The organism is Shinella zoogloeoides (genome assembly GCF_022682305.1).
Classification (GTDB): domain Bacteria; phylum Pseudomonadota; class Alphaproteobacteria; order Rhizobiales; family Rhizobiaceae; genus Shinella; species Shinella zoogloeoides_B.
In genome coordinates this window covers 2,686,952-2,705,523 of record NZ_CP093528.1, presented here as the reverse complement: position 1 = coordinate 2,705,523, position 18,572 = coordinate 2,686,952, and the positions used below count along the sequence as shown (strand labels likewise).

The 18,572-nt window shown below is 66.2% G+C and carries 24 protein-coding genes; 15 read left to right on the top strand and 9 right to left on the bottom strand.

Translation table 11 applies throughout. The features are described 5' to 3' along the window. The first annotated feature begins 30 nt into the window (after positions 1-30). The 3 genes from MOE34_RS13510 (at position 31) to MOE34_RS13500 (ending at position 3,857) form a co-directional block, all read left to right on the top strand. The gene (locus MOE34_RS13510; RefSeq protein WP_242217665.1) at positions 31-1,515 is read left to right on the top strand and encodes a mannitol dehydrogenase family protein; all 1,485 of its coding nucleotides are present in this window, start codon (positions 31-33) and stop codon (positions 1,513-1,515) included. 66 nt (positions 1,516-1,581) lie between these two features. Further along, on the top strand, positions 1,582-2,274 hold the full coding sequence (locus MOE34_RS13505) for an HAD family hydrolase (RefSeq protein ID WP_242217662.1): 693 nt from the start codon (positions 1,582-1,584) through the stop codon (positions 2,272-2,274). Then, positions 2,274-3,857, top strand: coding sequence for an FGGY-family carbohydrate kinase (locus MOE34_RS13500; protein WP_242217661.1), 1,584 nt, complete (start codon positions 2,274-2,276; stop codon positions 3,855-3,857). Before MOE34_RS13505 ends, MOE34_RS13500 begins: the two co-directional genes overlap by 1 nt. A gap of 288 nt (positions 3,858-4,145) precedes the next feature. Here MOE34_RS13500 and MOE34_RS13495 read toward each other — a convergent pair whose 3' ends face one another. Then, complete coding sequence (locus MOE34_RS13495; protein ID WP_242217659.1) at positions 4,146-4,940, bottom strand: response regulator; 795 nt, start codon at positions 4,938-4,940, stop codon at positions 4,146-4,148. 164 nt (positions 4,941-5,104) lie between these two features. On the opposite strand from MOE34_RS13495, the gene MOE34_RS13490 reads away from it, so the two are divergent. From MOE34_RS13490 to MOE34_RS13480, 3 genes are all read left to right on the top strand, one after another. Continuing rightward, a complete protein-coding gene (locus MOE34_RS13490) occupies positions 5,105-5,284 on the top strand; it encodes a NepR family anti-sigma factor (protein WP_242217658.1) in 180 nt (59 codons plus the stop codon). 7 nt (positions 5,285-5,291) lie between these two features. After that, positions 5,292-5,846, top strand: coding sequence for an RNA polymerase sigma factor (locus MOE34_RS13485; protein ID WP_242224007.1), 555 nt, complete (start codon positions 5,292-5,294; stop codon positions 5,844-5,846). Between the two features lie 120 nt (positions 5,847-5,966). After that, a complete protein-coding gene (locus MOE34_RS13480; RefSeq protein WP_242217657.1) occupies positions 5,967-7,475 on the top strand; it encodes an HWE histidine kinase domain-containing protein in 1,509 nt (502 codons plus the stop codon). Positions 7,476-7,505: 30 nt separating this feature from the next. Here MOE34_RS13480 and MOE34_RS13475 read toward each other — a convergent pair whose 3' ends face one another. The 6 genes from MOE34_RS13475 to MOE34_RS13450 form a co-directional block, all read right to left on the bottom strand. Further along, positions 7,506-7,937, bottom strand: a complete 432-nt coding sequence (locus tag MOE34_RS13475) for a hypothetical protein (RefSeq protein WP_242217656.1) — start codon at positions 7,935-7,937, stop codon at positions 7,506-7,508. Positions 7,938-8,002: 65 nt separating this feature from the next. Beyond that, the gene (locus MOE34_RS13470; protein ID WP_242217655.1) at positions 8,003-8,389 is read right to left on the bottom strand and encodes a glycine zipper domain-containing protein; all 387 of its coding nucleotides are present in this window, start codon (positions 8,387-8,389) and stop codon (positions 8,003-8,005) included. Between the two features lie 102 nt (positions 8,390-8,491). Then, positions 8,492-9,280, bottom strand: a complete 789-nt coding sequence (locus MOE34_RS13465; protein WP_242217653.1) for a heme ABC transporter ATP-binding protein — start codon at positions 9,278-9,280, stop codon at positions 8,492-8,494. A 5-nt stretch (positions 9,281-9,285) separates the two neighbouring features. Next, positions 9,286-10,407 (bottom strand): FecCD family ABC transporter permease, encoded by a 1,122-nt coding sequence (locus MOE34_RS13460; RefSeq protein ID WP_431522380.1) that lies wholly within the window; start codon positions 10,405-10,407, stop codon positions 9,286-9,288. Further along, positions 10,394-11,344, bottom strand: coding sequence for a heme/hemin ABC transporter substrate-binding protein (locus MOE34_RS13455; RefSeq protein ID WP_242217651.1), 951 nt, complete (start codon positions 11,342-11,344; stop codon positions 10,394-10,396). The genes MOE34_RS13460 and MOE34_RS13455 overlap by 14 nt, the downstream gene beginning before the upstream one ends. Before the next feature lie 65 nt (positions 11,345-11,409). Next, the gene (locus MOE34_RS13450; RefSeq protein ID WP_242224002.1) at positions 11,410-12,456 is read right to left on the bottom strand and encodes a hemin-degrading factor; all 1,047 of its coding nucleotides are present in this window, start codon (positions 12,454-12,456) and stop codon (positions 11,410-11,412) included. 222 nt (positions 12,457-12,678) lie between these two features. Between MOE34_RS13450 and MOE34_RS13445 the strand changes: the two genes are divergently transcribed. The 6 genes from MOE34_RS13445 to MOE34_RS13420 all read left to right on the top strand — a co-directional run bounded on the left by MOE34_RS13445 (position 12,679) and on the right by MOE34_RS13420 (position 15,793). Further along, positions 12,679-13,110 (top strand): hypothetical protein, encoded by a 432-nt coding sequence (locus MOE34_RS13445; protein ID WP_242217650.1) that lies wholly within the window; start codon positions 12,679-12,681, stop codon positions 13,108-13,110. A gap of 57 nt (positions 13,111-13,167) precedes the next feature. Next, positions 13,168-14,046 carry a cell envelope integrity protein TolA gene (locus tag MOE34_RS13440; protein WP_242217649.1) on the top strand — a complete coding sequence of 293 codons (879 nt, stop codon included), beginning with the start codon at positions 13,168-13,170 and terminating at the stop codon, positions 14,044-14,046. 398 nt (positions 14,047-14,444) lie between these two features. Beyond that, positions 14,445-14,834 (top strand): DUF2325 domain-containing protein, encoded by a 390-nt coding sequence (locus tag MOE34_RS13435; RefSeq protein WP_242224000.1) that lies wholly within the window; start codon positions 14,445-14,447, stop codon positions 14,832-14,834. Continuing rightward, positions 14,831-15,100, top strand: coding sequence for a hypothetical protein (locus MOE34_RS13430; RefSeq protein ID WP_242217648.1), 270 nt, complete (start codon positions 14,831-14,833; stop codon positions 15,098-15,100). The genes MOE34_RS13435 and MOE34_RS13430 overlap by 4 nt, the downstream gene beginning before the upstream one ends. Positions 15,101-15,110: 10 nt before the next feature. Then, entirely contained in the window at positions 15,111-15,425 is a 315-nt protein-coding gene (locus MOE34_RS13425; protein ID WP_242217647.1) for an antibiotic biosynthesis monooxygenase family protein, read from the top strand. Then, positions 15,422-15,793 carry a bleomycin resistance protein gene (locus tag MOE34_RS13420; RefSeq protein ID WP_242217645.1) on the top strand — a complete coding sequence of 124 codons (372 nt, stop codon included), beginning with the start codon at positions 15,422-15,424 and terminating at the stop codon, positions 15,791-15,793. Before MOE34_RS13425 ends, MOE34_RS13420 begins: the two co-directional genes overlap by 4 nt. 2 nt (positions 15,794-15,795) lie before the next feature. On the opposite strand, the gene MOE34_RS13415 is transcribed toward MOE34_RS13420, so the two are convergent. Next, positions 15,796-16,161, bottom strand: coding sequence for a DUF423 domain-containing protein (locus MOE34_RS13415; protein WP_242217643.1), 366 nt, complete (start codon positions 16,159-16,161; stop codon positions 15,796-15,798). 4 nt (positions 16,162-16,165) lie between these two features. Continuing rightward, complete coding sequence (locus tag MOE34_RS13410) at positions 16,166-16,582, bottom strand: group II truncated hemoglobin (protein ID WP_242217641.1); 417 nt, start codon at positions 16,580-16,582, stop codon at positions 16,166-16,168. Positions 16,583-16,709: 127 nt separating this feature from the next. On the opposite strand from MOE34_RS13410, the gene MOE34_RS13405 reads away from it, so the two are divergent. From MOE34_RS13405 to MOE34_RS13395, 3 genes are all read left to right on the top strand, one after another. Continuing rightward, positions 16,710-17,270: a TetR/AcrR family transcriptional regulator gene (locus MOE34_RS13405; protein WP_242217639.1), complete on the top strand. Its 561-nt coding sequence runs from the start codon at positions 16,710-16,712 to the stop codon at positions 17,268-17,270. A gap of 60 nt (positions 17,271-17,330) precedes the next feature. Beyond that, the gene (locus MOE34_RS13400; RefSeq protein WP_242217637.1) at positions 17,331-17,672 is read left to right on the top strand and encodes a DMT family transporter; all 342 of its coding nucleotides are present in this window, start codon (positions 17,331-17,333) and stop codon (positions 17,670-17,672) included. Positions 17,673-17,778: 106 nt separating this feature from the next. After that, positions 17,779-18,564: a ThuA domain-containing protein gene (locus MOE34_RS13395; RefSeq protein ID WP_242217634.1), complete on the top strand. Its 786-nt coding sequence runs from the start codon at positions 17,779-17,781 to the stop codon at positions 18,562-18,564. Positions 18,565-18,572: the final 8 nt, after the last annotated feature.

Genomic DNA, 18,572 nt, shown 5'->3' with positions numbered 1-18,572 from the left:
AAGACCGGATAGACCGGAAGGACTGGACCCATGACCACGAAACTGTCGCTCGCCACCCTCAAGGACATTGCTGCAACGGCAAGCGTGCCCGCCTATGCGCGCGGCGGCCTTGCGGCCGGCATCGTCCATTTCGGCGTCGGCAATTTCCACCGGGCGCATCAGGCGGTCTATCTGGACGATCTCTTCAATCTCGGCCTCGACCATGACTGGGCGATCGTCGGCGCGGGCGTCCTGCCGTCCGATGCGGCGATGCGCGATAAGCTGGCGGGACAGGATTTCCTGACGACGGTGGTGGAGCAGGACAACAACCGCTCCGGCGCGCGCGTCACGGGCGCGATGATCGATTACCTTGCGCCCGGCAATGCGGCGGCGACCATTGCCCAGCTTGCCGATCCGGCGATCCGCATCGTTTCCCTGACGATCACCGAGGGCGGCTACTTCATCAACCCGGCGTCCGGCGTCTTCGACCCGACCCACCCGGCCATTGCCGCCGATGCGGCGAATCCCGGCGATCCGAAAACCGTCTTCGGCCTCATCCTCGCGGGCCTCAAGGCGCGCCGGGACAAGGGTATCGCGCCCTATACCGTCATGTCCTGCGACAACATTCCGCACAATGGAAAGGTGACCCGCGCGGCTGTGTCCGGTCTTGCCCGCCTCTCCGATCCGGCTCTTGCCGACTGGATCGAGGCCAATGTCGCCTTCCCGAACGGCATGGTCGACCGCATCACGCCGGCGACGGGCGCGCGCGAGATCGCCATCGCGGCGGACGATTACGGCATCGACGATGCCTGGCCGGTCTTCTGTGAGGAGTTCAAGCAATGGGTGCTGGAAGATAATTTTCCGCAGGGTCGCCCGGCGCTGGAAAAGGCCGGCGTGCAGTTCGTGCCGGATGTCGCTCCCTACGAGCACATGAAGATCCGCATCCTCAACGGCGGCCATGCGGCCATCGCCTATCCGGCCGCCCTGCTCGATATCCACTTCGTGCACGAGGCGATGGAGGACGCGGATATCCGCGCCTTCCTCGCCAAGCTGGAGCGCGAGGAGATCATTCCCGTCATCCCGCCGGTGCCGGACACGGACCTCAACGATTATTTCGCCCTGATCGAACGGCGCTTCCTGAACCCCAAGATCGCCGACACGATCCCGCGTCTCGCGCAGGACGGCTCCAACCGCCAGCCGAAATTCATCCTGCCCTCGACCGCCGACCGGCTTTCGCGCGGGGAGGACGTCGTCGGCCTTTCGCTCGTCTCGGCCCTGTGGTGCCATTACCTCGCGGGTAAATCGGACAGCGGCAAGGATATCGCCTTCAACGACCCCAATATCGATCGCATCCGCGCCGCCGCGACGGCGGCGAAGGGTGATCCGGGCGCTTTCCTCGAACTGAAGGACATCTTCGGAACGGTGGCGGGATCGGACCTCTTCCGCAAGCGGTTCGCCCATGCGCTCAAATCCCTCCAGCGGGACGGCACGCGGGCGACGCTGAAGCGCTATCTGGAGGACCGGCTGGCGGATTGAGGAGGGGGCTTTCCATCGCGCGGGGCAGACAGTACCAACGGGGGCCTGAACACGGAACGGAACGCCATGGCCGCCATAGCGACACAACTGGTCATCTTCGATTGCGACGGCGTGCTCGTCGACAGCGAGCCGATCTCGATCACGGTGCTGGTCGAGGCCCTTGCCGCGGCCGGCGTGACGATGAGCGAGGAGGAGGCGCACCAGCGTTTCCTCGGGCGCAGCCTGAAAAGCATGTCGGAAATCCTGCATGACGACTATGGCCTCGCCGTCGACGCCGCCTTTCTCGATAGCATGCGCAAGGCGCTCTACGAGCGCTTCCGCAGCGAACTGCAGCCCATTGCGGGCATAGCAGAGACCGTCGATGGGCTGGGCATCGCTCATTGCGTGGCCTCGTCGAGCCAGCCGGAACGCATCCGCCTGTCGCTTTCCGTCACAGGCCTGCTCGACCGTTTCGAGCCGAACATCTTCAGCGCCAGCATGGTCAGGCACGGCAAGCCCGCGCCTGACCTTTTCCTCCATGCCAGCGCGGCCATGGGGGTGGAGCCGGGCCGCTGCGTGGTCGTGGAGGACAGTCCGGCCGGCATCGCCGCCGCGAAATCCGCCGGCATGCGGGTCGTCGCTTTCACCGGCGGTTCCCATGCGCGCTCGCCGCAGCACCGCGAGGCTCTCCTCAGCCTCCAGCCCGACGCCCTGTTTGACGACATGCGGGAATTGTTACAGTTTGTCCGTGAGGACGAGGACGGCGGGAAAGAGCATTGATGCGCGATCTGATCGTTGCGGTGGACATCGGCACGGGCAGTGCCCGGGCCGGCGTCTTCGACCGGCGCGGCGCGCTGCTCGGGCGTTCCGAACATCCCATCGCCATGCGCCGCCCCAGCGTCAATCACGCCGAGCACGATTCGGAAGATATCTGGCGCGCCCTGTGCGTGGCGGTGAAGGCCGCCTGCGCGGCGGCGGGTGCGGATGCCTCCCGGGTCGCCGCCCTCGGCGTCGACGCGACCTGCTCGCTCGTCGTGCGCGACGGAGCCGGGAGGCCGCTTGCCGTTTCCGGCGGCGAGGACGCGCGCTGGGACACCATCGTCTGGCTCGATCACCGCGCGCTGGAGGAGGCGGATGCCTGCACTGCCACGCAGCACCCGGTTCTCGCCCATTCCGGCCATGTCATGTCGCCGGAAATGCAGATGCCGAAGCTTCTTTGGCTGAAGCGCCATCAGCCGGCGCAATGGGCGAAGGCCGGCTATTTCTTCGATCTTGCCGATTTCATCACTTGGCGGGCGACCGGCATGAATGCCCGCTCGCGCTGCACCATGGCGGCCAAGTGGAACTATCTCTCCCATGAGCGAAGCGGCTGGAGCGAGAGCTTCCTGCAGGCGATCGGCCTTGAGGATGTACGTGAACGCGGTGCCCTGCCTGCGCAGACGCTTGCCGTCGGCGCGGCCGTTGGGCGGCTGACCCCGGAGGCGGCCGCCAGCCTCGGTCTCGACACGGACTGCGTGGTCGCGGCGGGGCTGATCGATGCCTATGCCGGCGCGCTCGGCGTGCTCGGCCCCTTCGCCGGCGCGCCGGACAGGCTGGAACGTCGCCTCGCGCTGATCGGCGGCACATCGAGCTGCATCGTCGCGCTTTCGCGGGAAAAGAAGTTCGGCTTCGGCATGTGGGGACCGTATTACGAGGTGGTGCTGCCGGGCCATTGGCTCATCGAGGGCGGCCAGTCCGCCGCGGGCGCGTTGCTCGACCATATCGTGCGGGCGCATGGCGCGGGTGGCGAGCCGGATGCGGCGACCCATGCCCGGATCGCGGCACGCATAGCCGAGATGCGGGCGGAAGAGGGAGAGGCCTTCGCTGCCCGGCTGCATGTCCTGCCCGATTTCCACGGCAACCGCTCGCCGCTGGCCGATCCGCACGCGCTCGGGGTGATCAGCGGCCTGTCGCTCGATGCGTCCTTCGACGGCCTCTGCCGGCTCTACTGGCGCACTGCGGTGGCCATCGCGCTCGGTATCCGCCAGATTCTCGAAAAGCTGAACGACGCGGGCTATCCGGCCGATGTGCTCCATGTCGCCGGCGGCCATGTGCGCAATCCGCTGCTGCTGGAACTCTACCGAGACGTCACCGGCTGCCGCATCGTGGTGCCGGACAGCGGTGATGCGGTGCTTCTGGGAACGGCGATGGTCGCGGCGGTTGCCGGCGGCCTGTATCCGGACCTGCCGGCGGCCGGCGCGGGCATGCAGGGGGGCGGCACGGAATTCCTGCCTGACGCCGCGCGCAAGGCCGGCTATGACCGGGATTATCGCCGGTTCCTCGCGCTTTCCCGCCACCGGGCGGAGCTTGAGGCGATCGGTTGAAAAAAGACCAAAAAAATTTGCAACCGGATGGAACCAAATCGTCCGCCGTGTGTTTCTACGGCGTCACCGGTCTGCGCATATCCCCCAAATGCGAGGCCCTCGACTGGTGATCGACCACGATACCGTGTCCCCCTCCGGTCCGTGGATACTCAAGCAGCCAGTGCCTCCGGCGCTGGCTGTTTTCTTTTGCGCCTGTGAAACGGAAGATTTGACGCAAACAAAAGCGGCGGTGGGCGTGCCGTCCCACCGCCGCCGCCGCGCCGCCGCTACGGCTGTCCGGGAGCGGGATCAGGCCGCTGCGCGGGTCTGCGGCGTGAAGAGAAGGGCCTGGTTGATAAGCACCTTCACCTGCTCCGGATTGAAGGGCTTCGACACGAGGAAGGCCGGCTCCGGGCGTTCGCCCGTCAGCAGCTTTTCCGGATAGGCCGTGATGAAGATGACGGGAATATCGGTACGGGCAAGGATCGTGTTCACGGCGTCGATGCCGGAGGAGCCGTCGGCGAGCTTGACGTCGGCGAGCACGAGGCCGGGCTGGCTGTCGCTCCACAGCGTCTCGGCTTCCGCCTGGGTGCGGGCGATGCCGGTCACCCGATGGCCCATGCCGCTCACCATATGGGCAAGGTCGAGCGCGATCAGCGGCTCGTCCTCGATGATCATGATGCCCGTTTCGGCCTGGGCGGCGATCTCCGCGAAGGCGGCGTCGAGCAGGGCGCGAATGGCCGTCGTTTCCGCTTCAAGGATTTCGGCCGTCTCCTCGACGGAGAAGCCCTCGACCGTCGCGAGCAGCAGAGCCTGCCGGCCGCGCGGGGGAACACCGGAAAGATCGAAGGGCGTCTCCGCGCCGGGAACGAGGGAAGATGCGCCCCGGCCCATCGAGACCGGCAGCGAGGCGATGATGCGGCTGAGCAGTGCGAAGAGCCTCATCTTGTCGTCCTCGCCCTCGCGCATGAGCATGGGGTCGACGAGGATGGTTTCGAGCGTGGCGGCCACATAGGCATCGCCCGAGGACTGGGTGCCCGCCAGGGCACGGGCATAGCGGCGCAGGGCCGGAAGGTGCGGTCCGATACGGTCGGAAATGGGCATGGTGTTCCCCTGTTCTCGATTTTCTGCAGTTGCAGTCGACGGTTTGAACGCGGGAGCCAAATTTAGGTTCCGGGACCGGGAACTTTTTTTGATGCCGGGCATTTTCAAGCCAAATCCGTTCCGGGGCGTGGATAGAGATATGAAAGCGGCCGAGAGTGAATAGCGTGAACACCACAAACAGCACGAACAAACCTCCCAAACGACCGGGTGACCCGAATGCGCAGATTGCGATGAAGCTGCGCGCATTCTACCATTCCGTACAGGACGAGGCGCTTCCCCAGAGGTTCCTGGATCTTCTCGAAAAATTGGATGCTGTCGAAGGCAGTGTGCAACGTGCCGAGTGAGGAAGCGATGGACCGGGAACAGACGACTTTCAAGCGCGAGATGCTGGCGGTCCTGCCGAGCCTTCGCGCCTTCGCGATCTCCCTGATCGGCCGCCACGACCAGGCCGACGATCTCGTACAGGACACGATCATGAAGGCCTGGGCCAAGCAGGAACAGTTCGAGATGGGCACGAACATGAAGGCGTGGCTCTTCACGATCCTGCGCAACGAGCTTTACAGCAAGCTGCGCAAGCGCGGCCGCGAAGTGCAGGATAGCGACGGTATCTTCACCGAGAACCTTGCACAGCACCCCTCGCAATACGGCTCGCTCGACATGCAGGACTTCAAGAAGGCGCTGGAGAAGTTACCGGACGAGCAGCGCGAGGCGATCATCCTCGTCGGCGCTTCCGGCTTCTCCTACGAGGAGGCGGCGGAAATCTGCGGCTGCGCGCTCGGCACGATCAAGAGCCGCGTGAATCGCGCCCGCCAGCGTCTGCAGGAGCTGCTGCAGGTGAGCGGCGAGAGCGACTACGGGCCGGACGCGGTGTCCGCGCCCATCACGTCGCGCGCCTTCGCATCCTGAGGCAACGGCACGCCGCCCGTCCTTCCGGCGGGCGGCGCAAACGTGAGGGTAGAGGCGAATGCGCAACCTGGCACGCGTTTAACGGGTGAAAGCAGGGGCAGAATCGCGTACCGAGAAGAGATGAAGGACAATATGCAGCCATTGCCATCCGAAGTCGCTGCGGTTCTGGGCGCGCCCGACCGTTTGGCGGCGCTCGACGCGGCCATGCCGGTCTTTCTCGGTCCCGATCCCGATTTCGACGATATCGCCGCGCTTGCCGCCGCACTCTTCAGTGTGCCGATCGCGCTTGTCACCGTGCTTGGCCGCAAGGACCAGTGGTTCCTTGCCCGCAAGGGTACGCCGGAAATTCGCGCGCCGTCGGAGGATTCCTTCTGCGCGCGCATGCTCGCGGCGTGTCCGGGCGAGCCGCTGGCCGTTGCCGACACCCATGGTGACCCGCGCTTTGCCGGCCTGCCGAGTGTGACGGGCGAGCCGCACCTGCGCTTTTACGCCGGTGCGCCGGTCCAGATCGGTGGCCAGGCCATCGGCACGGTCTGCGTCTTCGATGTGAAGCCTCATGTCGGCCTTGCGGGGGACCTGCTGCCGCAGTTGCAGCGGCTTGCGGGGGTTGCTGCCTCTCTTATCACGCTGAAGGACGAGGCGCGGCGGCGCGCGCTGGCGGCCGAAGCGCTCTCGCGGGAGGAAAAGCGCCATGCGCTGGCGCTCGACGCGGCCAATGTGGCAAGCTGGCTCTGGGATATCTCGACCGGTGTGGTTTCCGGCAACGAGACCTTCTACCGCATGCTGGGCGTCAAGCCGGCAAGGCCGATGAGCGCGCGGAAATTCTTCACCTCCGTGCATCCGGCCGACCGCAAGGTGACCATCGACCGCCTGCGCAGCGCGCTTTCCACCGGCAAGGAATATGACGGCCTGTTCCGTGCGGCGAAAACCGGACGCTGGCTGCTCGGCCGCGGCCGCGTGCACGAATGGGATGGGGAGGGTCGCCCGACCGTGTTCCTCGGCATCAATGTGGATGTCACCGACGGGCAGCTCGCCTCGGAACGGACACGCCTCCTGCTGCGGGAGCTGAACCATCGGGTGAAGAATACGCTCGCCATGCTGCAATCGCTGGCGCGCCAGACCCTGCGCCAGACCAGCGACCCGGTGGAGTTCATGGAGGCTTTCGCCGGCCGCCTGCAATCGTTGTCGGAGGCGCACGGCCTGCTCAGCGACCATGAATGGGGCGTGATCCATCTGAAAATGCTGCTGCAGAAGCAGATATTGCCCTATGCGATGGATTACGAAAGCCAGATCGAGATCCACAAGGACGAGGTGGAGCTGGGGCCGGACCAGGCGGTCGGCCTCGGTCTCGTGCTGCACGAGCTTGCCACCAATGCCCGCAAATACGGGGCCTTGTCCGTGCGATCCGGCAAGGTGGTGATCACCGCCCGCGTGGTGAACGAGGATAGCCAGCGCGTGCTCAACATGACGTGGCACGAGGTCGGCGGCCCGCCGGTCGATCCGGCCGCCGGCCGGCGCGGTTTCGGTTCGGTGCTGATCGAGCGGAGCCTCGACAAGGTCCTCGGCAGCAGCGTGCATGTCGAGTATCTGCCGAAAGGCGTGACGGCGGTCGTGCGCATGCCGCTTTGAGCGGCGCCGTTTTCCGGAAAGGATAGAAGGTCAGTCGTCGTCGCGGCGGGATTTCGGCGCGAGGAGGAAACCGAGCGCGAGGGCAACGGCTGTCGCGGCAAGAGGCTTGCGGGTGGCTGCGGTGGCGGCGGCGGCCAGCAGGTCGCGCCGGGCGGCGAGTTGCTGGCGGCGGATGCGGCGCAGTTCGCGCTCGCGCCTGTTGCGTGCCGCGACGACGGCCAGCACGACCAGTGACAGAATGAGGAAGCCGCCGGCAAGGCCGAAGAGGGCGGGCACGGTGCCGTAGCGCTCGGCGAGCGCCACCGTCGCCCCGGCGAGGGCGAGCACATAGGCCGTGACGAGCAGCACGCCGACGAGGAGGCCGGCAACCGCATTGCGCTTTGCGCTGTCCAGCGTCTCGTCCACCCGGTCGGTGACGCGGGTGACGAGGTTCTGGATGAGAATGGCCCCCAATGACAGCATGCCGTCTTTTCTCCGTGTGGAACGGAAGCCGCCGCGACGGCAGCTTCGGGCGTAAAGGCGGGAAATCAGCGCCGCAGCAGAGCGGCGAGCGCGAAGCCGGCGACGGCGGCGATGCCGAGCGTGGTGAGCGGATGGTCGTGCACCGCCTGGCGCGCCTTGCGGCCGGACTCCTGGTAACGGCCCTGAAAATCGGCGAGAATGTCCTCCCCGGCGGCGATCATGTCGCGGATGTCGTTTTCCGCGCGGCTCTTCAGGTCCTGAGCGGCCTCGCTCGCCTCGGCCTTCGCGGCGCGGGCCTTTCGGCGGACGCTGCCGGCGCCCCTGGAGGCGTCGTCGGCAAGGGTGCGGGCGAGCGCCGCGATTTCCTCGCGCAGTTCGGCGATCTGCTCCTCTACTGCCTGGGCATCGTCGTGAAGGGTCTTGCTGCGGGACGAAAACAGTCCTGTGGCCATGCCATGTCTCCTTTTGCGGACGCCGCCCGCCTTCGCGGCGGAGCGGTTCTCGGCTGGTAAACGCAGATATGGTGCAAAAGGTTCCGCCGGGTGGCGGCGCAATCAGGCCGAAGCGGTATGGGGCAGCACGAAGGGCACGCCGCCGGAGGGCACGCCGTTGATGCGCATTCGACAGCCGAACACGGTCTCCATCGCATCGTCCGTCATCACCTCGGCGGGCGCGCCGGACCGTTCGATGCGGCCGTCCTTCATCATCACCATATGATCGGCGAACATGGCGGTGAGGTTGAGGTCGTGCATGACGGCGATCACACCGCCGCCGCCTTCGCAATAGCGGCGTGCAAGCTGCATGATGGTGAGCTGGTGGCGGATGTCGAGGGCCGAGACGGGCTCGTCGAGCAGCAGGAAGCAGGGTTCTCCGTCGAGCACCGGCTCCCAGATCTGCGACAGCACGCGGGCGAGCTGCACGCGCTGCTGTTCGCCGCCGGAAAGCTCCTGGTAGAGACGGCCGGCAAAGCCCGCGAGGTCGACGGCGGCAAGCGCCTCGGCCGTGACCGCGTCGATGCGCTCGGCATGGCGGTTCGGGCCGACGGTGAGGCCGAGGCGGACGATCTCGCGCACAGTGAAGGGGAAGGCGATGGTCGCGGCCTGCGGCAGCACGGCGCGCTTGGTGGCGAGCTGCCAGGGTTCGAGCGTGCGGATGTCATGGCCGTTGAGGGTGATGTCGCCCTTGCTGGCGAGTTCCCCGGCGATGGCCTTCAGCGTCGTCGTCTTGCCGGAACCGTTGGGGCCGACGATGGCGGTGACCTCGCCGGGCTTTGCGACGAGCGAGACGCCGTGCACGATGGGCTTGCCCGAAAGGCTGACCGAAAGGTTCGATGCGGTGATCATGGGGTCTACCAGCCGTTCCGCGTGCGGTCGCGCAGCAGAACCCAGAGGAAGAAGGGTGCGCCGGCCAGCGCCGTTATGATGCCGATCGGCAGTTCGGCGGGAGCGACGATGATGCGCGCCAGCATGTCCGCGCCCAGCAGCAGCACACCGCCGAGCAGCGCCGAGGCCGGCAGCAGGTAGCGGTGATCCGGCCCGATGACGATGCGCAGGAGATGCGGCACGACGATGCCGACGAAGCCGATGCCGCCGCTGACGGCGACCGATGCGCCGACCGCGCCGGCGACGGCGACGATGGCGATGTATTTCAGCCGCTGCACCTTCACGCCCATATGGAAGGCGGCGGCCTCGCCGAGCGTGATGGCGTTGAGGCCACGCGACAGGAAGGGCACGACGAGGAGGGCGGCGAGGATGATCGGGCCGGCGGCGAAGAGTTTTGTCCAGGTCATGCCGGACAGCGAGCCGAGACCCCAGAAGGTGATGTCGCGGAGCTGCTTGTCGTCGGCCATGTAGATGAGGATGCCGGTGACGGCCCCGGCGAGCGCGGCGATGGCGATGCCGGCGAGCAGCATCGTGGCGACGGAGGTCTGGCCGCCGCGCGTGGCGATGCGGTAGAGCATGAGCGTCGTGAGCAGGCCGCCGACGAAGGCGGCGACGGGCAGGGCATAGGGGCCGAGCGTCAGCATCAGGCCGGCCGGAAGCGCGCCGCCGAGCACGATCATCAGCACCGCGCCGAGCGCCGAGCCGGAGGAGATGCCGACGAGGCCGGGATCGGCGAGCGGATTGCGGAAGAGGCCCTGCATGACCGCGCCGGACATGGCGAGCGCCGCGCCGATCAGGAAGCCGAGCAGGGCGCGGGGCATGCGGATATCGAAGACGATGATGCGGTCGCGCAGGCTGAGGGCCGTGTCTTCCGCGCCGCCCAGCAGCGCGCCGATGACCCCGACGGCCGAGGCGTCCGACGCGCCGGTCGCGATGGAAAGAGCGAGTGCGACGATGGACAGCACGACGAGGACGACGAGCGTCAGGCGCGCGATGGCCGTCCGGTCGCCGGTCGCCCGGGCCGTTCCGGCGCGCATCAGGAAGGAACCGCGGGCGCTCGGCGCGCGCACGGCGTCATTGAGAGACATTGCCGGATTTGCCGTAGAGTTCTTTGTTGAGATCGCTGATGGCCGAGGCGGTGCGCGGGCCGAAGCCGAGCAGGTGCAGGCTGTTCATGCGCAGGATCGCCTTGTTCTGGCCGGCCGGGGTGACGGAGATCGCCGGATGGCCGAGGATGTCCTCGTCCGAGCTTTCCGCGCCGGGGCGTCGCATGACCATGATGACGTCCGGCTTGGCGTTGATCACCGCCTCATCGGTGAGCGGCTTGTAGCCCTCGAACGCGCCATCCGTCGCGTTGATCGCGCCGGCAAGGCCGATGATGCCGTCTGCGGCGGTATGGCCGCCGGCGGCCATGATGCGGCCGTTCTGGAAGCTCAGGATGAAGAGGACGCGCTTGCGCTCGCTTTCCGGCCGCTTGGCCGCGTCGGCGATGGCGGCGTCGAGTTCGGCGCCGACCTTCTCCTCGAGCGCCTTGGCCTTTTCCGGCACGCCGAGGAAATTGCCGACGGCATCGATCTTCTTGAGGATCGCCGCGCGGTCGTAGCCTTCCGGCACGGTCTCGAAGGGGATACCCGCGCTTTTCAGCACCGCGAGGGCGTCGGCGGGGCCGCTGCCCTCGACGGCGAGGATCGCGGTCGGGTTGACGGCGATGACGCCTTCCGGCGAAAGCGCGCGCATGTAGCCGACATCCGGCAGCTTCATCGCCTCTTCCGGATACATGCTGGTGCTGTCGCGCGCGACCAGCCGCTTTTCCTCACCGAGCGCATAGACGATCTCGGTGAGGGCGCCGCCGATCGTCACGAGCCTGGAAGTGTCGGCCTGCTGCATTTCCTGCGCGACCGCCTTGCGGATGAAGCCGCCTTCGCCGCCCGCCGCGAAGGGCAGGGCGATGGGCGCGGAAAGCGCAAGGAGGGTGAGGGCCACTTCCCAGGGGCGGGCGCGGCGAAAATCGAGACTCTTGCTCATCGGACGGTCCTTCGGCGGTTCCGGGGTCCCCGCGCTCGGCGCAAGGACCCGCTGCTTGGTTCGGCTCAGGCGGCCGCGCTGTCCGGGCGCGGCAGGTTGGCGAGGATCTCGCGCCAGTCGGGGCGCTCCACCATGCCTTCCTTCCGCTTGCCGAAGAACTGGATGATCATCTCGCCGCTGGCGTCGTAGGCTTCCAGCGAGGTGACATGACCGTCGGTGGTCGGCTTGCGCACCACCCAGCATTCGGCGATGTGGTCCGTGCGCAGGTGCATGTGGAAGGTCGGATCGAGCACGTTGATCCAGGGACCCATCGGCTGGATGTTCTTCACCGGGCCGGTGTGGATCTGGATCGTGCCGTGGTTGCCGACGAAGCACATGATCTCGGCCTCGCGCTCGGCCGAGGCGCGCAGCAACTCGCTGACCGCATCGGCGCGCACTTCATGGGCGAAGTCCTCGCCGACGCTGCGCACGGCGTCCTGGCGGGCGACCTTGAGCTTGCGCAGCAGGCCGAAGAACTGATGGGTATCCGTCATGGCGCTCCAGCCTTCGCGCAGCGCGGCGACGTCGACGGGGCCGGTCTCGACGGTCTTTTCCGTGACGACCTCGACGAATTCCTGCGACTGGTCCTCCAGGCGGAAGTCGGCGACGATGGCTTCATAGGCTTCGAGGTTGGAGGCCGGGCGCAGGTGAACCTTGTGCACGGCTTCGCCCGCCTTGTCGAAGAACTGCAGGCTGCGGCGGACCTGGTCGCCGTCCGTCTTGGTCACGGCGAAACCGTGCGCCCAGGTGCCGGGGAAGATGCGCAGGTCGATGTTCTCGCCGAGCACGATGGAGGCATGCTTGCCCGTGTTGATCTTCTCGAAGACGCCGATCTTTTCGTGCACGACGCTTTCGTTGCGGGTGAGGGCCATGACCTCGCCGAGCGCTTCCGAGCGCTCCAGGAAGCGGTTGGCGTCCCCGTCGATGCGCACGGCCGTCAGGCCGACTTCGGCCGCGACGAGGGCGGCTTCCGAAATGCCGAGCTGGGCGGCGATGTCGCGCTCGCGCATCTTGAGGTTCTCGGCGCGGAAGGCGCGGATTTCGGCGGGGGTCGGTCGGGTCGTGTTGCTCATGGGCGCGGCCTTCATCGAAATGCGTTGCGTCATTCCCTCATGGCGTTCCGACCGGTGGATTTTCTTGGTGGAACAGGGGTTTGACCGGGATTTTGTGGTTTGCTATCTTGACTTCATAACTCATATTTCTTTATGCACGCAATACCGGAGCCGCAAGGTCATGTTAATTCTTTGCCCGGCGGCCGGCGAGATTTGGAACCGATACGCGAGACAGGCGAGCCAATGACCGTACGCATCCTTCTTCTTTCGGCCCTGATGTCCGCGGCGGCGGTTTCCGGCGCAGCGGCCGAGGAGGTCGCCAAGGCCAAGGGGCTGACCGTCGAGCTGAATGCGCTCGCCGCCTCGCAGAAGGGTTGCCTTTTCACCTTCGTGGCGGAGAGCGGCCTTGCGCAGAATGTCGCGAAGGTCTCCTTCGAAGTCGTGATCTTCAACGACAAGGGCACGGTGGAGCGCCTTGCGCTGCTCGATTTCCGCGACCTGCCGGCGGGCAAGTCCAAGGTGCGCCAGTTCGATGTGCCGGGCATCAAGTGCGAGGCCGTGAAGAACCTTCTGATCAACGACGCGCCGGTGTGTGACGGCGAGGGGCTTGCGAAGGGCGCCTGCATGGATGGCATCGTCACGCGCAGCAAGGCGGCGGCGGGTCTCGAAGGCTGAGTTTGAGTAGCGCCGCGCATGAGGCTGCGGCGCGGGAACGGAATGGCGGATAGGACGATGGCTGGAAGCAAGTGGCTCTGGATCAGTGGGGGCGTCCTGTCCCTGCTCGCCCATGCCGGGGCGGCGGCAATCCTCACCATGACGCCTGCGCAGCAGGACGAGGAGGCGTTGATCGCCGGCGGGGTCGTCGCGGAAGTGGCGATGCTTGGCAACGGCGCGTTCGAGACGGTGGAATCGGGCAATCCCGAAGACGCCATCACGCCCGAGACGATCCAGCCCGACATCACCGAGCCGCAGCCGCAGGAAGTGGCGGAAATCCAGCCCGAGACGACGGAGATCACGCCGGTCGACCCGGTCGTGTCGGAGCAGGTTCCGGAACTCATCGTGCCCTCTTCCGAGGTGGAGATTGCCGCGGTTCCCGTTCCTGACATTAAGCCGCTGATCGAACCCGAGGAGGAGGCCAAGCCCGTTCCCCAGGTGAAGAAGGAAAAGCCGGTCAAGAAGGTCGAGCGCAAGAAGCCGAAGCAGAAGGTCGTCAAGAAGGCCGGCGACAAGGGCAATGCCAAGGCCAACGCCACCAAGGGCGAGGTCGATGGTTCCGCCGACGTGAAGACCGCGTCGGTCGGCGGCCAGAAGAAGGGCAATTCGTCCATGGCGGGCAATGCCGCCGTCAGCAACTACCCCGGCAAGGTGCGTAACAAGATCAATCGCGCAAAGCGCGGAGGGCGTAACGGCGAGAGGGGCACGGCGGTGGTGAGCTTCGTCGTCGGCGCGGGCGGGCAGGCGACCGGCATTCGCCTGGCGCGCTCGTCGGGCAGCGCCGCCCTCGATCAGGCGGCGGTCGATACGGTGCGCCGCGCCGCGCCCTTTGCGAAGATTCCCGAAGGGGCGGGGCGATCTTCCTGGGCCTTCGACGTGCCGATTCTCTTCAACTGAGTGTTTCCTTCCCGCCGGCCTCCAATCGGCGGGATTTTTTTTGCGTGAAAATATGACTAACTTAGTCATGTTTATACTTTACTCTGAAAATCAAGTTTTGTAGGTTGCCCCCGAACCGAGGCTCCGCCCTTTGCGGAGTGCCAAAGGGGAGTTGCATGAATTCGATGACTGCGGGCCGCATGGAATCGGTCCTGAAGGCAATGATCGCCGAGCGCGACCGGCGCATCGCGAACCTGGAGCGCCAGCTTGCGGCGCTCAAGAAGCAGATGGCCGGCGCGCCGGAACCGGCGGTTGCCGCGCCGGCCGCGGTGCGGGTCGAGGTGAGGGCGCCGCAGGCGCCGCGCAGCGTGGAAGTCACCAAGGTGAAGCGCCGGACCGGCGAAGCGGAGAGGAAGGCGATGCGCGAGAAGCACAGGCAGCAGCAGGCCCGCCAGCAGGACAGCGACGCCCAGAAGGGCGACAAGGCCGGTCTCGAAGGGCGCAGCTTCCTCTATGTCGGCGGGCGGGATTGCCAGGTGGCGCATCTGCGCCAGATCGCCAGTTCCTACGGCGCCAACCTCATCCACCACGATGGCGGACTTCGCGAGGCGGTCTCTCGCATCGACAACGTGCTGCCTTCGGTCGACTGCGTCTTCTGCCCCATCGACTGTATCAGCCACGATGCCTGCATCCGCGTGAAGACGGGCTGCAAGAAGTGGGAGAAGGCCTTCGTGCCGCTGCGCAACGGCAGCAAATCCTCCTTCGAGCGCGCCCTGCAGAGCATGAGCCAGGGAGACAGTACCCAGTGAATGACGAAAGACCCGATGCCTTCATGATGATCGGCCTGCACAAGCTGGCCTCCCAGAACGGCGACGGCCTCGTGCCGGAACTCTATGCCCTGCTGACGCGCCGGGCGGAGATCATAGAAAGCGCTAACGTCACGGAGTTTCCGCTCCACAGCGCCCGTCCGCCGGCCCGGCCTGCGACTTTCGAGGGCGCATCCGCTCTTGAAGCGCGGAACGACAATATCGTAGCCTTCCCTGAGCCGCGCCGCGTGCGCCGGGATTCCTACTGAGAGGTATCGCATGTTTGTCGCCATGAACCGTTTCCGCATCGCCGTCGGCCATGAAGAAGCCTTCGAGAATATCTGGAAAGGCCGGGAATCGAGCCTTGCCGAAATGCCCGGTTTCCGGACATTCCATCTCCTGCGTGGCGACACCAATGCGGAGGAGGGCTATACGCTCTTCGCCTCCCATACGGTCTGGGCGAGCAAGGACGATTTCACCGCCTGGACCCAGTCGGAGAATTTCCGGCAGGCCCACAAGAATGCCGGTGACAATCGCGGCATCTATCTCGGCCCGCCGAAATTCGAGGGCTTTACGGCTGTCGTCGGCGCATGAGCGTGCCCGACGATCCGGACCGCATCGAGGTTCTGCCCGTCCTGCCGTCTCTCGACATTGCCGCGACGCGGGATTTCTATGCCGGCAAGCTCGGCTTTGCCGAGCTGGTCTATGAGGCGGACGATTATCTCATCGTCCGCCGTCCCGGCATGGAGCTGCATTTCTGGCTGACCGACGACCGGACGCTTTGCGAGCGTACCTCGGTCTATCTGCGCGGCGGCGGCATTGCCGATCTTCACCGCGAGTTCAGCGCGCGCGCCGTGCCGGGGCTGACGCCGATGAGCGTGCGGCCATGGAACATGGAAGAGTTCTACATCCACGATCCGCACGGTAACCTGCTGCGCTTCGGCCGCATCCCCAAGCGTTGATCTCAGGCGTTTCCGCGCGGCAGGAAAGCGCCCAGCGCCACGGCCAGCCATCCCGCCATCATGAGGAACCCACCGGTTGGTGCCGACATGGGGAAGAGGCCGTGGCCTGCCGCGTGGCGGAAGAGAAGGTCGCTGGCAAAGAGCACCGTGCCGACGATGAGAAGAAGGGCCGCAAGCGGCGCTGTGCGCACCGACGGCCATACGGCATGAAGCGCGATCAGCGCCGGGGCATGGGCGAGGCACATGGCGGAGGCGCCGGCCATCAGGCGCGGGTCGCTGCCATGGGATGCGGCGGCGGCCGCGGCGACGCCGGCAAGGCCCATCAGGCCGGCGACGAGGAGGCTTGCCGAGCGGAGCGAAAAGGACATCGGATCATTCCTGGTTCTGCATATGGTGGGCGAGACGCGTCACGGGTTCGAGGATGACGGTGCGCAGGCCCTCGCCTTGCACCGTTTCCTCCAGCGCGCGCACGAAGCAGAGCAGCCATTCGTCCCGCTCCGCCGGGCCGATCGGGGCCGCGAAATGGCGGCGGCGCAGCATGGGATGGCCGCGCTTTTGCGTATAGAGCGGCGGACCGCCGAGCCAGCCCGTCAGATATTCGTAGAGTTTTTCCTCGCTGCCGGCGAGATCCGGCGGATGGACCGCCCGGCAGCGGGCGGCTTCCGGCAGGGTGTCCATCAGCTCGTAGAAGCGGCGCGTCAGCGCGCGCACCGTCGCATCGCCGCCGATGGCCTCGTAGAGGGTGACCGTCTCGCGCTGCTGCTGCTGATTTTCCGTCGTGTCCGTCATGGCTCTTCCCGTTCCTCCGGTCTTAGCGCCGCCATGCGCGGGGTGCAATCCCGGCCAACGCGCTGCGACGAAGCGCGCCCTTCCTCCCGTCGATTGACAAAAAACCGTCCAGACGGTATGTTTTGACATGAGCAAGGCACACCATCGCAAGAAGCATCCCGAGGCCGTCCGCCAGCAATTGCTGGAGGTCGCGGCGAAGCTGTCGCTGGAGAAGGGGCCGTCGAGCGTGACGCTCGATGCGGTCTCGCAGGCGGCGGGCGTCAGCAAGGGCGGGCTGCTGCACCATTTTCCCAACAAGCTGTCGCTGCTCGACGGCCTGTTCGACGACCTGACGGGCAAGTTCGACCGGGCGCTCGCGGAAAGGATGCGGGACGACCCGGAGCCGAAGGGGCGCTTCACGCGAGCCTATGTCGCCGTCTGGTTCCTGCCGGAGGGCATGGCGGACGGTGACCAATGGAAGGTGCTGATCGTCGCGCTCATTTCCGAGCCGCATCTGCGCGAGCGCTGGCGACAATGGGTGGATCGCCAGCTTGCGGAGAATGTCGGCACGGATTCCGCGCTCGACGCCATGCTGGTGCGCTACGCGGTGGACGGGCTGTGGCTGGCCGACCTGCTCGGCGCGCCGGTCATGGACCCACCGATGCGCGCGGCCATGCTGGAGCGACTGCTGGTGCTGTCGCGTCTTTGACCCGTCCCTGAATTCGCGCCCTGCGGCGCTTGTTGGCGCGGCCCGCGCCGGAGACCTGCCATGAACCTCACCGCCGTTTATTCCGTTCTCGTCGTCGCCATCGTCTTCGAGGTGCTTGGCACTTCCGCCATGCAGGCGGCCCAGCACTTCACGCGCCTCGTGCCGACGGCGACGATGGTGGTTTGCTACGCCATCGCCTTCTATTTCCTGTCGTGGAGCCTGCGTTTCGTGCCGGTCGGCATCGCCTATGCGATCTGGAGCGGGCTTGGCATCGTGCTGATCTCTCTCGTCGGCTATTTCGTCTTCGGCCAGAAGCTCGATCCGGCCGCGATTCTCGGCCTTGGCCTCATCATCGCCGGCGTCGTCGTGCTGAACGTCTTCTCCAAGTCGACATTCCACTGAACGAGGATCGGAATCGACGAGCAGCCGCTTGCCAAGCGGCGCTTCCGGCCCTATCGATTTTGTGAATTGAAAGCGATTTCAATTTTTGATCTCGAAGGAATGGCACATGGCAATACGCACCATCGTATGGGGTGAGAACATCCACGAGCAGACGAACGCGGTCGTCCGCTCGATCTATCCGAACGGCATGCACACCGCGATTGCCGATGCGCTCAACCAGGATCCCGCGATCACGGCCACAACGGCCACCCTGCAGGAGCCGGAACACGGCCTGACGGAGGCGCGCCTGGCGCAGACGGACGTGCTGACCTGGTGGGGCCACCAGAATCACGGCGCGGTGAGCGACGAGGTGGTGGAACGGGTGGCGAGGCGCGTGTGGGAGGGCATGGGCCTTCTCGTCCTCCATTCCGGCCATTTCTCTAAGATATTCAAGCGCCTGATGGGCACGCCCTGCGCGCTGAAATGGCGCGAGGCCGGCGAGCGGGAGCGCGTCTGGGTCGTCAACCCGCGCCACCCCATCGCCGAGGGGCTTGGCGAGAACTTCGTTCTGGAGAACGAGGAAATGTACGGCGAGCAGTTTTCGGTGCCCGAGCCGCTCGAGACGGTGTTCATCTCCTGGTTCGCCGGCGGGGAGGTGTTCCGTTCGGGCCTCACCTGGCGGCGCGGTGCGGGCAATATCTTCTATTTCCGCCCGGGCCATGAGACCTATCCGACCTATCACGACGCAACGGTGCAGAAGGTGCTCGTCAACGGCGTGAAATGGGCCTTCAACCCGCAGGGCGCCTATCCGGCGATCCACGATGCGCCGAACGTGCCGGTCGAGACGGCGCTGGAGCCGATCGTCGAGCGCGGGCCGAAGCTGCATGAAGCCGGCGAAGCCGGTTACCGTTGAGGCAGGCC

What these genes read in the sequence shown, in the direction of transcription:
- MOE34_RS13450 (WP_242224002.1), bottom strand. Translation starts at nt 12,456, where the DNA reads ATGAGCAACACGACCCGACCGACCCCCGCCGAAATCCGCGCCTTCCGC.
- MOE34_RS13410 (WP_242217641.1), bottom strand. Translation starts at nt 16,582, where the DNA reads ATGACGGACACGACGGAAAATCAGCAGCAGCAGCGCGAGACGGTCACC.
- MOE34_RS13495 (WP_242217659.1), bottom strand. Translation starts at nt 4,940, where the DNA reads ATGCCCATTTCCGACCGTATCGGACCGCACCTTCCGGCCCTGCGCCGC.
- MOE34_RS13440 (WP_242217649.1), top strand. Translation starts at nt 13,168, where the DNA reads ATGGCTGGAAGCAAGTGGCTCTGGATCAGTGGGGGCGTCCTGTCCCTG.
- MOE34_RS13435 (WP_242224000.1), top strand. Translation starts at nt 14,445, where the DNA reads ATGCGCGAGAAGCACAGGCAGCAGCAGGCCCGCCAGCAGGACAGCGAC.
- MOE34_RS13480 (WP_242217657.1), top strand. Translation starts at nt 5,967, where the DNA reads ATGAAGGACAATATGCAGCCATTGCCATCCGAAGTCGCTGCGGTTCTG.
- MOE34_RS13455 (WP_242217651.1), bottom strand. Translation starts at nt 11,344, where the DNA reads ATGAGCAAGAGTCTCGATTTTCGCCGCGCCCGCCCCTGGGAAGTGGCC.
- MOE34_RS13485 (WP_242224007.1), top strand. Translation starts at nt 5,292, where the DNA reads ATGGACCGGGAACAGACGACTTTCAAGCGCGAGATGCTGGCGGTCCTG.
- MOE34_RS13470 (WP_242217655.1), bottom strand. Translation starts at nt 8,389, where the DNA reads ATGGCCACAGGACTGTTTTCGTCCCGCAGCAAGACCCTTCACGACGAT.
- MOE34_RS13460 (WP_431522380.1), bottom strand. Translation starts at nt 10,407, where the DNA reads ATGTCTCTCAATGACGCCGTGCGCGCGCCGAGCGCCCGCGGTTCCTTC.
- MOE34_RS13400 (WP_242217637.1), top strand. Translation starts at nt 17,331, where the DNA reads ATGAACCTCACCGCCGTTTATTCCGTTCTCGTCGTCGCCATCGTCTTC.
- MOE34_RS13505 (WP_242217662.1), top strand. Translation starts at nt 1,582, where the DNA reads ATGGCCGCCATAGCGACACAACTGGTCATCTTCGATTGCGACGGCGTG.
- MOE34_RS13395 (WP_242217634.1), top strand. Translation starts at nt 17,779, where the DNA reads ATGGCAATACGCACCATCGTATGGGGTGAGAACATCCACGAGCAGACG.
- MOE34_RS13420 (WP_242217645.1), top strand. Translation starts at nt 15,422, where the DNA reads ATGAGCGTGCCCGACGATCCGGACCGCATCGAGGTTCTGCCCGTCCTG.
- MOE34_RS13445 (WP_242217650.1), top strand. Translation starts at nt 12,679, where the DNA reads ATGACCGTACGCATCCTTCTTCTTTCGGCCCTGATGTCCGCGGCGGCG.
- MOE34_RS13465 (WP_242217653.1), bottom strand. Translation starts at nt 9,280, where the DNA reads ATGATCACCGCATCGAACCTTTCGGTCAGCCTTTCGGGCAAGCCCATC.
- MOE34_RS13475 (WP_242217656.1), bottom strand. Translation starts at nt 7,937, where the DNA reads ATGCTGTCATTGGGGGCCATTCTCATCCAGAACCTCGTCACCCGCGTC.
- MOE34_RS13425 (WP_242217647.1), top strand. Translation starts at nt 15,111, where the DNA reads ATGTTTGTCGCCATGAACCGTTTCCGCATCGCCGTCGGCCATGAAGAA.
- MOE34_RS13415 (WP_242217643.1), bottom strand. Translation starts at nt 16,161, where the DNA reads ATGTCCTTTTCGCTCCGCTCGGCAAGCCTCCTCGTCGCCGGCCTGATG.
- MOE34_RS13500 (WP_242217661.1), top strand. Translation starts at nt 2,274, where the DNA reads ATGCGCGATCTGATCGTTGCGGTGGACATCGGCACGGGCAGTGCCCGG.
- MOE34_RS13405 (WP_242217639.1), top strand. Translation starts at nt 16,710, where the DNA reads ATGAGCAAGGCACACCATCGCAAGAAGCATCCCGAGGCCGTCCGCCAG.
- MOE34_RS13510 (WP_242217665.1), top strand. Translation starts at nt 31, where the DNA reads ATGACCACGAAACTGTCGCTCGCCACCCTCAAGGACATTGCTGCAACG.